The following is a 14,054-nucleotide window of genomic DNA, read 5'->3' as shown; positions in this document are numbered from 1 at the left end:
GACTTACTCGTCGCGCAGACCGCTACAGTGGCGTAGGGAAATCGATGACTGTCGTTGGCTCGAAAGCGGACGTCCAAATCTTTCCCGGTCGACTGACGTGGGGTCGCAAAGCGAGATCCGTTCGGATTCTTGCCGGATCATGCCTGCGCAAGTAACCCGTCGTCGATTTAGTTCGCATGCCTGATAAATCGTATTATCGGGATGACGTTTGCGGGGTAAAATTGGCCTATTCTGATTTACCAAAGAGGGCAGGGGCCCGTGGCACAGGACTTTGCGGACGGTGACGACGAGTTTGCCGAATTCTCCGACGCCGCGGTCGCGCGCGTGGTGCTGGCGCTCGACCAGGCGATCACGCGCAGGCGCCAGCTGGCGGCCGCTACCGTGAACGCCAAGCTGCGGATTGTGCTCGGCACGTGGGTGCCCCCGCCGCTCAAACCGACCCGCATCGAACTCGCGGTGTTCACCGTGCTCGCCCAGACGTACGGGCCGGCCGTACTTCACCACCCCGATTTCACACCCGTGCTCGAAGACCTTGCGGAATGCGGTGCCGTGGTGCTGGTGCAGCGGGCGCTGTGGGGCGAGCAGCTGGATGACGTACGGCTCGCCGCGCGCCTGCTTGACGCGCGGATTCCTTTCGAGATTCTGTGCGGGACCTGGCCGGAGGTGTTCATGGCGCAGGCGCATGCTGAGCTGCAGGGGTTCCGGCCGCAACCGCCAAAGTCGCCGAAGTCGCCGATGGCATCGGACGGCGAGGAGGGCGGCGATGACTGAACGCTCGATTGGCCCGACCCCCACCCCGGAGAAGCTCACCGTCGAGCGCGGCTATACGACGAAGGATTTCACGGCACTGCGCGCGTATGTGGAGCGCATCGCGCCCGCAGTGATCGCGCGTACCTACTACGATCCGGACGCTGATTCTGACGCTGATTCTGACGCTGATTCTGACGCTGATTCTGACGCTGATTCTGACGCTGATTCTGACGCTGATTCGCACGCGGCGACGGCTGGTGCGATGGACCGACACCTCGCCAGGATGCTCGACACGCTGGTGCAACTTGCGATCGCCCACGGCTCAACGGTACTCGCCGAGCACCTGCGCGCCTCCATCAAGCGGCATGGCCAACCGAAGCTGACCGCGGTGACCTTTCGGATGGTCACCGAGGCCGCGCAGTTGGCGGCAGCCTCGCCGCATCCGGATCACGCAATCGGCGCCTGGTTACGGCCGCGCGTGGCCCGGCGTCTGAAAGGGGAGGGGATCACGACGCTGGGTGAGCTCGTTGCGTTCTGCAACCGGCGCGGCGCCAGCTGGTGGAGCTCGATCCCGCGCATTGGTCCGGGCCGGGCACGCGCGATTGTGAGCTGGTTGCGGCGTCAGCAGAGTGCGCTCGGTCTGACGGTCGACGCGGATGTCGACTCGGTTGAGCAGGAGGGTGTAACGCTCGTGGCGGCGGAGCTTGTCGAGGTCGTCTCAAGGCTCGATCTGCACAACTCAAATGTGACGGAATCCGGTCCGAGGGGTTCAGATCAGCCGCGAGTTATTTTGGCACCGCTGGAGCGACTTGCAGTGCCGCACGCGCTGTCGGGTGCCGACCGCGAGAACCGATCAACCGCCTTCTGTTATATCCAGACGCAGCACGACCTCGATGCGGTGCGCGCGTACCTGAACCGTTATCGCGATCAGCCCAAAACACTGCGGGCGTATACCAAGGAGCTCGAGCGGTTCCTGTTGTGGGCGGTGGTGCTGCGCGGCAAGGCCTTGAGTGACCTGCGAGTCGACGACTGCGAGGCGTACAAGGATTTCCTGAAAAGCCCGGATCCACGCTTTGTCGGTGAGCGCTTCACCCGGAACTCGCCGCGCTGGCGCCCGTTCGCAAGCGGGGAGCTTTCTGGCGAGTCCCAGCGTTACGCGGTGCGAGCCCTGCGAGCGGCGTTCACCTGGTGGGTCGATGTGCGGTATCTGGCTGGCAATCCGTGGAAGGCCGTCAACGATCCGGTTGCGATCAAGCGCGAGCGTGCGATGAAAATCGAGCGCGCCTTGCCCGCTGAGCTGTGGCGTAAGCTGCGCGGTGAGCTCGATGCGCGGTCGGCGGAAGCGGGCGATAGCCGATCCACTGCGCAGTGGCGCGCGGTGCGCGCGGCGATTCTGTTGATGGGCGATTCGGGCCTGCGGCGCGAAGAAGCGGCGAGCGCCCGGCGCGAAAATTTGCGCCCTTCGTCGTATGGGACGCTCGAGCGACCTGTGTGGGAGCTGACGATTGTCGGCAAGGGCCGACGTGAGCGCACAGTGCCGGTGAGCGCGGTGACGCTGAGCGCGCTACGTGCGCACTGGGCCGACCGGGCTCAAGATTTCGATGGCGCGGCCGAAGAAGACAATCAGAATGGGCCGCTGCTTGGCCCCGTCATCATTCCATGGACCGACGCGTCACGGCGGTGACATCGAGCCGGGGAGGGCGGGGATGGGCAACATGCGAATGAGGCGGGCTACACCGCTGACGGACTGAACCGGTTGATCAGTCGGATGCTCACCGAACTGGTTGAGACGATGGACGACTTGAGCCTCGATGAACGGATGCGGCTCGGGCAGGCGAACGCCCACGCGTTTCGCCACACCTTCGGTACTCAGTCAGTCGCCGATGAAGTCCCGGTCGATGTCGTGCAGAAGATCCTGGGCCATGCTTCACTGCAGACCACAACGATCTATGTGCAAGCCGAGAAGCAGCGTGTGGTCGAAGAAGTGGCTCGCTACTATGCTGGCGTCGCCGCGCATAAGACGGGGCAATGAGAAGCACATCCGTCGCTGCACGCGTAGCTGAAAGAATCTAATCGCTTCCCGGCGCCTGTCGCGCCGGAACACAGGAAAACGCAATGAATGACAAAGAATTGAACCTGCGCGCGGGACTGGCCGCATTCTCGGACGCGGATCGCGTGGTCCCGGTGAACCTCGATCAGTTTGATCCGCTCAATTCGCGCGACGATCTGATCAAGTTATTGGTCGAGACGGGCATCTCGTTTTCGCGTCCCCGCGAGGGTGACATTGCTGCAGAGGACGGGGACAGCAGTGTTGAGATCACGATCAAACGAGGCGACGTCGTGACTGCGGCTGCACGCGCGGCGTGTGAGCTTGCCGCAAGCTGGATCGACGACAACGATCTTCAAGCCTGGAAGGTCGCAACAGGGCAATTCACTCGGTAAGAGATCAAAGGACCTGATAGCTCCGGTGGAGCTGTTGGTTCTGGCTCTTGCCGCTTCTTTTGTGCAAACTCTGTCCGAATCCCGCAACAATAGTCCGCGCCTTGCAAAGGTGGCCTTCCTGTCGCACCGTACAACGGAATCCTTCGGACCGACGGAAGTGCGGGGAGGCCAGGGGCGAGATCGAGGCTGAACCTGTTTCATCGCACGACGAGGATAGGCAGCGTTTGCCCGTAGGGTTCGTCATAAAATGCTGACTTGAGCTGTTCATCGCGTCGTCGGGCTGCGTGCAGTGGAAGCAATGGTTCGGAAAGTTCGGCGTGGCTGTGGCCCGCAAAGCATTCGACTTCTCCTTCGACCGTTCGTACATGTCGCTCGAAGCCGCGGCGCTCGGGCACGGCATCGCGCTCGAAAGTACGATGCTCGCGTCGGTCCATCTCAGGCGAGGAACGCTCGTGCAGGTCTTCGATCGCGACTTCGCGGTGGAAGTCGGCGCCCATCATCTGGTTTACCCGTCCCAGAACGCCGACTTGCCGCGTGTCGCCAGGTTTCTGGCGTGGGTCGAAGAGGAGATCAGCCGTCCTGCGTCGTAACGTCAAGACGCGCCGGCCTCACCTGAAACGCGAGTCCTCCGACACCTGAAAATTTTTCAGCAATAGTTGAGCCAAACTGCATTGATCGCGATGGTTGAAGCGCTGAAACTGCGTCTACCAACTAACACGATCGATGGAGACAAACATGTTGCTCGACAGCAAAGTGGTAATCGTCACAGGTGCGGCCTCGCCGCGCGGTATCGGCAAGGCCACGGCCAAAGCGCTCGCCGCGCAGGGCGCAAAAGTCGTGATCCTGGACCTTAGGAAGGAAGATGCCGAAAGCGCCGCCCGCGACCTCGGCGAAGATCATCTCGGCCTCGCCTGCAACGTGACCGACAAGGAAGCATGCCTGGCAGCGGCGAAGGCGGTCATCGAGAAGTATGGCCGCGTCGACGGCCTGATCAACAACGCGGGCATCACCCAACCGTTGAAGACGATGGACATCGAAGCGGCCAACTTCGATGCGGTCGTCGACGTCAACCTGCGCGGCACGCTCTATATGTCACAGGCGGTCATTCCGCAGATGAGAAAGCAAAAGAGCGGCAGTATTGTCTGCATGTCGTCGGTTTCCGCGCAACGCGGCGGTGGCATCTTCGGCGGTCCCCACTACAGTGCCGCTAAGGCCGGCGTGCTGGGCCTCGCTCGTGCGATGGCGCGTGAACTCGGGGCGGACAACATCCGCGTCAACTCGATCACTCCGGGCCTGATCCAGACCGATATCACGGGCGACAAACTCACGGCCGAGATGCGCGCCGACGTCATCAAGGGCATTCCGCTCGGCCGGCTTGGCGATGCAGCCGACGTCGCAAACGCCTGCCTCTTCCTCTCGAGCGACCTGTCGGCCTATCTCACCGGCATCACGCTCGATGTCAACGGCGGCATGTTGATTCACTAAGAACGACGTCCGCCACGATCGTGGCGGATGAGTCACCAATGCACCCGGGACAACTCGGGGCGATCCGGCAGGAGACACTCATGAAAGCGAAGTCCACTGCGCCGTCGGCGTCGGGCGAAGTCACGTCTGTCGCCGATTTGGCGAGCTTTGAAGTAAAAACGTATGCGAAAGTCGGGCGGCGCCTGATACCGTTCCTGATGATCTGCTATCTCGGCGCGTATCTGGATCGCGTCAACGTGGGCTTTGCGAAACTGCAGATGCTCAACGACCTGCGATTCAGCGACACCGTCTATGGCATCGGTGCGGGGATTTTCTTCATCGGTTATTTCCTCTTCGAGGTGCCGAGCAATATCCTCCTGCACAAACTGGGCGCACGCAATTGGCTCGCCCGCATCATGCTGACGTGGGCGGTCATTTCTGCCTGCTTCGTCTTCGTCAAATCGCCCACCACCTTCTATCTCCTGCGCTTTCTATTGGGCGTGGCCGAGGCAGGGTTCGCACCAGGCGTCATTCTTTACCTGACTTATTGGTTTCCCGCAGCACGGCGCGCCAAGGCGCTCTCACTCTTCTTCATGGCAATTCCGCTTGCCGGCATTGTCGGTGGACCGCTGTCCGGATGGATCATGCATGCGTTTAATGGTGTGCACGGCCTCGCGGGCTGGAAGTGGCTGTTTATGCTCGAGGCGCTGCCGTCGCTCTTCCTCGGTGTCGCGATCCTCTTCTACCTCGACAACGGCATTGCGGCCGCCAAGTGGCTCACCGACGCGGAGAAGGCGCTGCTCTCGCGCAACGTCGCCGACGACAACGCGCACAAGGTCGCCCATGTGTCGATCAGGTCGTTCATCGGCGATGGTCGTCTGTGGCTGATGGCCTCGATCTACTTCTGCGTCGTGCTCGGTCAGTATGGCCTGACCTTCTGGCTGCCGACCATCATCCGCAAGTCGGGTGTCGCCGATCCGCTGTGGGTGGGCATCTTCACGGCCATTCCGTACTTCTGCGCCATCATTGCGCTGCCGCTGGTGGGCGCCAGCGCCGACCGTCATCGCGAACGGCGTCTGCATCTGGCGATCCCGATGCTCGTAGCGGCGGCAGGCTTCGCAACGCTGCCGATGCTGGGCGGAGTTGCTGCATCTCTGGTGTGTGTCAGCGTGGCCGCCGCCGGCATCCTTGCGTCTTCCTCACAGTTCTGGTCGCTGCCGACCGCGCTCCTCGGTGGCATGTCGGCGGCAGCAGGTATCGCCGCGGTGAACTGTTTCGCGAATCTCGCAGGCTTCTTCTCGCCGGCTATCGTCGGCTGGTTGAATGACCTGACCGGTAAGTCGACGGCCGGGCTCATCTTTATCTCCGTCGTAATCGTCATCGGTGCCGGGCTTGTTTTCCTCGTGCCGGCCAAGACCGTCAATCGCTGACACCGTCCGCTGCAAAGACTTACTTTCAAATCAAGGAGACACCATGAACAGTCCGTCATCAGATGCGGTGACGCTCGCTGAGCGCGCCTATCGGATTCGCAGAAACGCCTTGCTGATGGGCGAAGTGCAGGGGCAAGGCTATATCGGCCAGGCGCTCGACATCGCCGATGTGCTGGCCGTTTCCTACTTCGGCGCGATGCGCTATCAGCCTGAGAACCCCGATTGGGAAGGACGCGACCGCTTCTTGCTCTCGAATGGCCACTATGCGATTGCGCTCTACGCCGCGCTGTTCGAAGCCGGCTTTCTGCCACCGGAAGAACTCGAAACCTACGGCAGCGACGACAGCCGGTTGCCGATGTCCGGCATGGCGAGCTACACACCGGGCATGGAGATGTCGGGCGGCTCGCTCGGCCACGGTCTGACGATCGCGGTGGGCCGCTGCCTTGGCCTCAAGCGCAAGGGCTCGGACGCCTTCGTCTACACGCTCTTTTCTGATGGCGAACTCGATGAGGGCGCGATCTGGGAAGGCCTCATGTCGGCGGCCCACTGGAAGCTCGACAACCTGATCGCCATGGTCGACGTCAACAACCAGCAGGCCGACGGTCCCTCGTCGAAGATCATGGCGTTCGAGCCGCTCGTCGAAAAGCTCGAAGCGTTCGGCTGGTACACGCAACGCATCGACGGCAACGATATCGATGCAGTTAAAGTGGCCTTCGACAACGCACGCAATCATCCGGAGGCCAAGCCGAGGATCATCGTCTGCGATACGCGCATGGGCTGCGGCGTGCCGTTCCTCGAAGAACGCGAAAAAAACCATTTCATCCGCGTCGATGCCCACGAGTGGCAACTGGCGCTTGCAGCACTCGAAGCAGGGAGACAAGCATGAGCGATACCACCACTAAAAAGCCGCGTCTGAAGACCTCGGCGATGATCGCCTCGATTGCAGGCGAAGGACAAGTTACGCGTTCCGCGCCGTTCGGCCATGCGTTGGCGCAGTTGGCCCGGGAGAAGAAGAACGTGGTCGGCATGACTGCCGACCTCGGCAAGTACACCGACCTGCACATCTTCGGGAAGGAATTTCCTGAACGCTACTATCAGATGGGCATGGCCGAGCAGTTGCTGATGGGTGCGGCCGCCGGCATGGCGCACGAAGGTGCTCAACCGTTCGTCACGACCTACGCCGTGTTCGCCACCCGCCGCGCATACGACTTCATGCACCAGGCCATCGCCGAGGACAACCTCGATGTGAAGATCATCTGCGCACTGCCAGGCCTCACGACCGGCTACGGCCCAAGCCACCAGGCGGCCGAGGATCTCGCGGTCATGCGCGCGATGCCGAATATGACGGTCATTGATCCCTGCGATGCGCTCGATACCGAGCAAATGGTGGCCGCAATTTCGGAGCACAAGGGTCCGGTGTACGCGCGCCTCTTGCGCGGCAACGTCCCCGCCGCGCTCGACGAATACGACTACACCTTCGAGCTCGGCAAGGCGAAGCTGCTGCGCGATGGTGCGGAAGTGCTGATCATCGCCTCGGGCATCATGACAATGCGCGCATTGGAAGTGGCGAAGGCGCTGGAGGCGGACAACGTCGGTGTGGGCGTGCTGCACGTGCCGACCATCAAGCCGCTCGACACCGAGACGATTCTGCGCGAAGCCAAACGGACGGGCCGCCTGGTGGTGGTCGCCGAGAACCATTCGACGATCGGCGGCCTCGGCGAAGCTGTCGCAACCACGCTGCTCACGGCTGGCGTCACGCCGATGTATCGGCAAATCGCATTGCCCGACGAGTTCCTCGCTGCGGGCGCGTTACCGACCTTGCACGATCGCTATGGCATTTCGACCCACGTGATGGCCGAAACCATCAAAGGCTGGCTTGGATGAGGCCGCGGGCTCCTCGAACGCCTCGTCGCGACGGGGGGAACATCCAAAGGACGATGTGACCCGGTTTTCGATTTGCCGAGAGAGGAGGACGGTGCGTCCGGATCGTTGACGCACCGTTGAACAAAGACGGGCGACTTCAGGTGCAATATCTAACAACGTCCGTTCTCAATCGTATGCCATTAGGAATGCGAAATGAGACAAGAGTAAATCTATCTAAGTGATCTGTTTTGTGTGCTGAAGGCCCGAACACCCGAAAGAACGAAGGAGCTCCTGTGAACAAACTGCCCTACCTGATGGCCGCGCGCGGGATCGTAAAGAGTTACGGTCCGACGAGTGTCCTCAAAGGCTTCGATCTGTCGGTCGCCGCAGGAGAGGTGCATGCTTTTCTCGGCGGAAACGGGGCCGGCAAATCTACCCTCATCAAAATTATCTCTGGACAGATCGAACGCGACGGGGGAAGTCTCGAGTTCGCACGGAACCGTGCATCGTCGGGAGGCGCTGAGACGCCCGACGAGAACTCAATCGCGGTCGTCAATCAGGAGCTCGCGCTGCTGCCGCATCTGACGGTCGCTGAAAACATCGCGCTGCCGCGGCGTCATCGCGCATGGAGCCTGTTCAACGGAGGCGAGGCACGCCGCATAGCCGTCGATGCCCTTTCGCTAATCGACCCTGCGTTCGCGCATGCCGCCGTCGACCGGCTCGTGGCGGATCTGAGTCTGCATGAACGGCAATTGGTCGAGATCGCTCGTGCGCTGGACTCGGGTGCGTCTCTACTTCTGCTCGACGAGCCGACCGCGAACCTGACTGCTGGCGAGACGGAGCGGCTTTTTGCCGTTCTTAGACGGCTTACGGTCGACAAGGGGCTCGCAGTGTTGTTCGTTTCGCATCGGATGCGAGAAATCCGTCAAATTGCCGACGTCTGCACAATCATTCGAAACGGTCAGACCGCCGTCGATCGGGTGGCACTGACGTCGATCACCGACGCTGAAATCGTCGACCAGATGGGTCAGGCCGCCGTGGGATCAACGAAACAGCCACCGCGAGACCAACGAAGGCGAAATAGCAGCACCGGCACCCAGGCTGGCACGCCCAACACGTTGCGCATCCAAACAGAGGGAATCGATCTCGAAATCGGCGCAGGCACCCTTCTCGGGCTTGCCGGACCGCCTGCCGGGCCGGAAGCGTTAATGGACGCCCTCACCGGCGTCTCGTCGACGAATGCGTGGTCAATCGCGCGCAATGGAATGGCGGTCGCCTATCGGCGGCCCTCTGCCGCTGCGCGCGATGGCGTCGGATTCGTCTCGGGAGACCGCGCCAACAAGGGGATTCTTGCGAACCTCCCGATCGTCGACAACCTCGCCGCGTCGGCACGGGTAATCGGACGCAAACGCACCGTGCGCGATGCCGAAGTGACCGATGGCCACGACCTGCTCCATGCGCTCAGCATCCGTGCGGGCTCGCTTTGGGACTTGCCCGCAACTCTCAGCGGCGGAACGCAACAGAAGCTGCTGATCGCGCGCTGGCTCAAATTAAAACCAACGGTACTGGTGCTGGAAGAGCCGACGCGTGGTGTCGACATCGGCACGAAGCGGGAGATCTACACACTGATTCGCGAGATGGCGGCTCAAGGCGCAATTATCGTCTGGTGGTCGACCGAATACGTGGAGCTGGCCGAGTTGTGTGACACCGTGCTCGCGTTCGATCCGGACGGTCGGCCAACGTCAATCTTGAAAGAGGACCAGATCAACGAGGCGGAACTCGCGCATGCAACCGGCATGGCGGCCTAAGACCTAGTGGCAGCAAAAAACGCTATTTGAAAGCGGCGCATGAGACGCCGGCTCGATTACTTAACGGAGACGAACATGAAGACGGTGACTCAACCAGTCGCAGATGCATCACGCCCACGCGGCCGCAGTCGTTTGCTGAGCCTTTACCGAACCGAGATCGCTATCGCGATCGCCATCATCGTGATGGAACTGGCTGTCGGCTTCATCGTGCCGGCAGCGCTATCGGTCGGTAACGTGTCTAACGTCGCGCAAGCGTCCGCGCCGCTCGTCATCATGGCGTTCGGAGTATTGCTTGTCGTCATTACCGGGGGCATCGATCTTTCCGTAGGCTCCGTTTTTTCACTGACGGGCATGGTCACGGGCCTGGCCATGGCACACGGCTTCGGTGCGTTCGTCAGCTGTGCGGCTGGCCTGTCCATCGGGCTGCTGATTGGTGCCATCAACGGAGCGCTGGTGACCTACGTCGGCCTGGCGCCGTTCGTCGTGACGTTGAGCACTTACGCGATCGCCGGAAGCCTCTCGTTCATCGTGACCGACGGCCATTCGCTGCCGATCTCCGATCCGAACTTCTGGCTCCTCGACGCGGGAACGCTCATTCCAGGCGTGCCCAACTACGTGCTTTGGTGTGCCGTGTTGCTGATCGTCATCGAAGTCTGCCTTCGCAAGCTCGTGGCCGGCCGCTGGCTCTACGCGATCGGCAGCAGCAGCTCGTCGGCGCGTGTGATCGGAATTCCCGTCAATCGCGTGCGTATGTCGGCGTATGTCTTGTCTGGTCTGCTTGCATCGTTTTCCGGGCTGGTCAGTGTCTCTTACATCGGCAACTCAGAAGCGACGGCAGGATCAAGCCTCATGCTGCAGGCAATTGCCGCGGTCGTCATCGGCGGCGCCAGTCTTTTTGGCGGCACGGGGTCCGCGATTGGTGCGCTGCTGGGCGCATTGATGATCACCATCATCCAGAACGGCGCGAATCTTATCGGCGTCAATAGTTTCTGGCAAGGCACCGTCACGGGTGTCGTCATCCTCATTGCGGTGCTGATCGACCGCGTGACCAAAGCCCGGCGCTAGAGCCGGACACTACATAACGGAGACATCTCATGTTGAACAGCATCGCTCAATCGATGCGGCATCCCGTGCGCGCCATTGCATTCGCTTCTGTCGCGTTCGGCTTGTCGCTGGCGGCCTGCTCTGCGAACGCGGCGGATGCCAAGACCGTCGCTTACATCGCACCGTCGCTCGACATTTCCTACTGGCAGTGGGTGGGCTACGGCGTAAAGGAGAGAGCCAAAGAGCTTGGTATGAATTACATCGAGCTGACCTCCGAGAACTCGCCGGCCAAGCAGATGGACAATGTTCGAACCGCGCTCACACGCGGCGTCAGCGCAATCGTAATGGGACCTGTCAGCTCGACGAGCACACCGCAGGTTCTACGCGTGCTGAAGGAGAAGCAGATTCCGATCGCGTTCGCCGGAATCGGGCCGCAACCGGGACAGACGGATTTCACTTCAGCGGTAACGGCAAACAACTACGAAACCGGCAAGGCGCAAGGATCGTATGTGTGCAAGCTTGCAAAGGAACGGGGGAGCAACAAGATCGGCATGCTGTCCCTGCCACAGGACCGCGAGAATGCGCAGAAGTATCTGACCGGTGCGAAGGAATCGTTCAAGGCCGATGGCTGCGATCTGACGCAGATGCTCGAGACGCATGGACTCACGGTATCTGAAGCCGTTGCGCAGGCGAATGACATTCTGACCGCGCACCCCGACGTCCGCGCACTTTACGGCATGTACGACGAGGCCGGCACAGGCGCCGCCAAGGCGCTTCAGACGCGCGGCATGACGGGCAAGGTTGCGGTCGTGGCAGCGGACGGCAGCCCGACCACGATCAAGCTGCTGCGCGATGGCGTGATTCAAGGATTGTTCCTGCAGGAAGCGGTAGGGCAGGGCATCGATGCAACGACTCAGGTGTCGAACGCTCTGACCGGCAAGCCGACAACGCAGAAACTCGCGTTGAAAGAGCCGCTCGTGACCAAGGAGACCATCGATCAGCCCGATGCGCAGAAGGTGGTCAAGCGAGTTTATCCTCCGTCGGCAGGCAAGTACTGAAGCACTTGCATCCAGGTGAACGTCGGTCGGAAGCACGCTTCCCGCCGACTGTCCTTGCTAACGAACATGACGAACCGATCAGGAGACAACGTGGACAACCTGCCGATCATCGATCCCCATCATCACCTGTACGATCTGAAAGCCGGACGCTATCCGTGGTTGCAGGACGAAATGCTCGAGCGAGTCTTCGGCGACTACTCGGCGATTCGTCGCGATTATCTGATCGACGATTTCCGTGAAGATATCAAGAATCAGAATGTGGTAAAGAGCGTCCACCTCCAGGTGGAGTATGACCACAATAATCCGGTAGCGGAGACCCGCTGGCTGCAGAGCGTGGCGGACCAACATGGCTATCCGCACGGCATCGTGGCTTTCGCGGACCTATCTTCGCCGACCGTCCAGCAGACGATCGAGGAGCACTGCGCTTTTCCGAACGTTCGCGGGATCCGCCAATGCCTCAATTACCATCGCGATCCGGTCAAGACGTTCATCGACCATCCGCATCTGATGAGCGATGCGCAGTGGCAACGCGGCTATGGCTTGCTTGAACGCTACGGCCTGTCTTTCGATTTGCAGCTTTACTACACGCAAATGGAAGAGGCACTCGCGCTTGCAAAAGTGTTTCCTGACACGCCGGTGGTGCTTAACCATACGGGCATGCCGGTCGATCGGGGCGCTGACGACATCGCCGCCTGGCGAGCCAGCATGAAATTGCTCGCGTCCGCACCCAACGTGTTTTGCAAGATATCGGGGCTTGGCATGGGCGACTGGAAGTGGACGACCGACAGCATCCGCCCGTTCGTTCTTGATGCAATTGGCGCATTTGGAACGGAACGTTGCATGTTCGCAAGCAACTTTCCGGTCGACAAGCTCTTTAGCAGCTACGACGACGTCTTCAATGCGTTCAAAGCCATCACGCTCGACTTCTCGGACGCTGAGCGTCGGGCGCTGTTTCATGACAATGCAGAGCGAGTTTACAGATTGTAGGGACCCGCAAAAATAGGAGCCGGGGCAGCCCTATACCACGAAAGCGCTGTCCCAGACTGACACAGAGGTGAATCAAGATGCACATCGGAGTGCCTGCTGAAACGCGGGCGAACGAGGCGCGCGTCGCCGCTACGCCCGAGACGGTCAAGAAGCTCGTGTCGCAAGGTCACCGGGTCACGGTGCAAAGCGGCGCGGGCTTGCCGGCAAGCTATATCGACGATGCTTACGCCGTTGCGGGCGCCGAGCTGGTCGATGCGAATACCGCTTTTGCCGCCGAGATCGTTCTCAAAGTCCAATCCCCGAGTGAGGCCGAACTGCCGTTGCTGAAGTCTGGCAGCGTGCTGGCCGGCATGCTCGATCCCTTTAATACGGAAAACACCGCTCGACTGGCTTCGGCGGGCGTCACCGCGTTTGCGCTCGAAGCCGCGCCACGTACGACGCGCGCGCAAAGTCTCGACGTGTTGTCGTCGCAGGCCAATATCGCGGGCTATAAGGCGGTGCTGGTCGCGTGCAATCTGTATCAGCGCTTCATGCCGATGCTGATGACTGCCGCCGGGACTGTGAAAGCCGCGCGCGTGCTGGTGTTGGGCGCGGGCGTCGCGGGCCTGCAGGCGATTGCGACCGCCAAGCGCCTGGGCGCCGTGGTCGAGGCGTCCGATGTGCGGCCGGCGGTGAAGGAGCAAATCGAATCGCTGGGCGCCAAGTTCGTCGACGTGCCGTTCGAAACCGATGAGGAGCGTGAAGCAGCGGTCGGCGTCGGTGGATACGCACGCCCGATGCCGCCAAGCTGGCTCGCGCGGCAGGCCGCCCAAGTGCACGAACGTGCGAAAGCCGCCGATATCGTGATCTCCACCGCGCTGATTCCGGGCCGCCCCGCGCCGACGCTTTTGTCAGTCGAAACGGTCAAGCACATGAAGCCAGGCTCGGTGATCATCGATCTCGCGGCCGGTCGCGGCCCTGAGTATGAAGGTCGCAAGGGCGGCAACTGCCCGCTGACCGTCGTTGATGAAGCGGTGATGAAGCATGACGTGCATATCGTCGGCTATACCAATCTTGCCTCGATGGTCGCCGCCGACGCTTCCGCGCTCTACGCACGCAACCTGCTCGACTTCCTCAAGCTGATCATCACGAAGGAAGGCACGCTCAACATCGATCTCGCGGACGACATCGTCGCGGCCACGCTTCAGTGCCGCGATGGACAAGTCACG

General features: G+C 61.2%; 13 protein-coding genes and 1 pseudogene. All 14 read left to right on the top strand.

The genetic code is table 11. The annotated features are described in order from the left end of the window. Positions 1-258 precede the first annotated feature (258 nt). Positions 259-771: a hypothetical protein gene (locus AWB68_RS38075; protein WP_087649378.1), complete on the top strand. Its 513-nt coding sequence runs from the start codon at positions 259-261 to the stop codon at positions 769-771. Next, the gene (locus AWB68_RS38070) at positions 764-2,434 is read left to right on the top strand and encodes a site-specific integrase (RefSeq protein WP_327384099.1); all 1,671 of its coding nucleotides are present in this window, start codon (positions 764-766) and stop codon (positions 2,432-2,434) included. The genes AWB68_RS38075 and AWB68_RS38070 overlap by 8 nt, the downstream gene beginning before the upstream one ends. 84 nt (positions 2,435-2,518) lie before the next feature. Continuing rightward, complete coding sequence (locus AWB68_RS51210) at positions 2,519-2,782, top strand: tyrosine-type recombinase/integrase (RefSeq protein ID WP_327384097.1); 264 nt, start codon at positions 2,519-2,521, stop codon at positions 2,780-2,782. Between the two features lie 83 nt (positions 2,783-2,865). Beyond that, the gene (locus tag AWB68_RS38065) at positions 2,866-3,192 is read left to right on the top strand and encodes a hypothetical protein (RefSeq protein WP_087649377.1); all 327 of its coding nucleotides are present in this window, start codon (positions 2,866-2,868) and stop codon (positions 3,190-3,192) included. Between the two features lie 275 nt (positions 3,193-3,467). Further along, positions 3,468-3,782 (top strand): annotated as a pseudogene (locus tag AWB68_RS38060) (LysR substrate-binding domain-containing protein); the annotation flags it as partial. Between the two features lie 145 nt (positions 3,783-3,927). Further along, positions 3,928-4,677, top strand: a complete 750-nt coding sequence (locus tag AWB68_RS38055) for an SDR family NAD(P)-dependent oxidoreductase (protein WP_087649375.1) — start codon at positions 3,928-3,930, stop codon at positions 4,675-4,677. 80 nt (positions 4,678-4,757) lie between these two features. After that, positions 4,758-6,086, top strand: a complete 1,329-nt coding sequence (locus tag AWB68_RS38050) for an MFS transporter (RefSeq protein WP_087649374.1) — start codon at positions 4,758-4,760, stop codon at positions 6,084-6,086. 43 nt (positions 6,087-6,129) lie between these two features. Next, complete coding sequence (locus AWB68_RS38045) at positions 6,130-6,972, top strand: transketolase (protein WP_087649373.1); 843 nt, start codon at positions 6,130-6,132, stop codon at positions 6,970-6,972. After that, positions 6,969-7,970 (top strand): transketolase family protein, encoded by a 1,002-nt coding sequence (locus AWB68_RS38040; RefSeq protein WP_087649372.1) that lies wholly within the window; start codon positions 6,969-6,971, stop codon positions 7,968-7,970. The genes AWB68_RS38045 and AWB68_RS38040 overlap by 4 nt, the downstream gene beginning before the upstream one ends. Positions 7,971-8,242: 272 nt before the next feature. Then, positions 8,243-9,757, top strand: coding sequence for an ATP-binding cassette domain-containing protein (locus tag AWB68_RS38035; RefSeq protein WP_235028730.1), 1,515 nt, complete (start codon positions 8,243-8,245; stop codon positions 9,755-9,757). Between the two features lie 75 nt (positions 9,758-9,832). Then, positions 9,833-10,822 (top strand): ABC transporter permease, encoded by a 990-nt coding sequence (locus AWB68_RS38030; RefSeq protein WP_087649371.1) that lies wholly within the window; start codon positions 9,833-9,835, stop codon positions 10,820-10,822. 29 nt (positions 10,823-10,851) lie between these two features. Next, entirely contained in the window at positions 10,852-11,859 is a 1,008-nt protein-coding gene (locus AWB68_RS38025) for a substrate-binding domain-containing protein (protein WP_200828905.1), read from the top strand. Between the two features lie 99 nt (positions 11,860-11,958). Beyond that, positions 11,959-12,846 carry an amidohydrolase family protein gene (locus tag AWB68_RS38020; protein WP_200828906.1) on the top strand — a complete coding sequence of 296 codons (888 nt, stop codon included), beginning with the start codon at positions 11,959-11,961 and terminating at the stop codon, positions 12,844-12,846. A gap of 77 nt (positions 12,847-12,923) precedes the next feature. Then, positions 12,924-14,054, top strand: a 1,131-nt coding sequence (locus AWB68_RS38015) for a Re/Si-specific NAD(P)(+) transhydrogenase subunit alpha (RefSeq protein WP_087649369.1), incomplete at its 3' end; no start/stop codon positions are given.

This window comes from Caballeronia choica (assembly GCF_001544535.1).
Lineage (GTDB): Bacteria > Pseudomonadota > Gammaproteobacteria > Burkholderiales > Burkholderiaceae > Caballeronia > Caballeronia choica.
The sequence above is the reverse complement of the archived record's forward strand: the minus strand, read 5'-3'. Positions and strand labels throughout refer to the sequence as shown.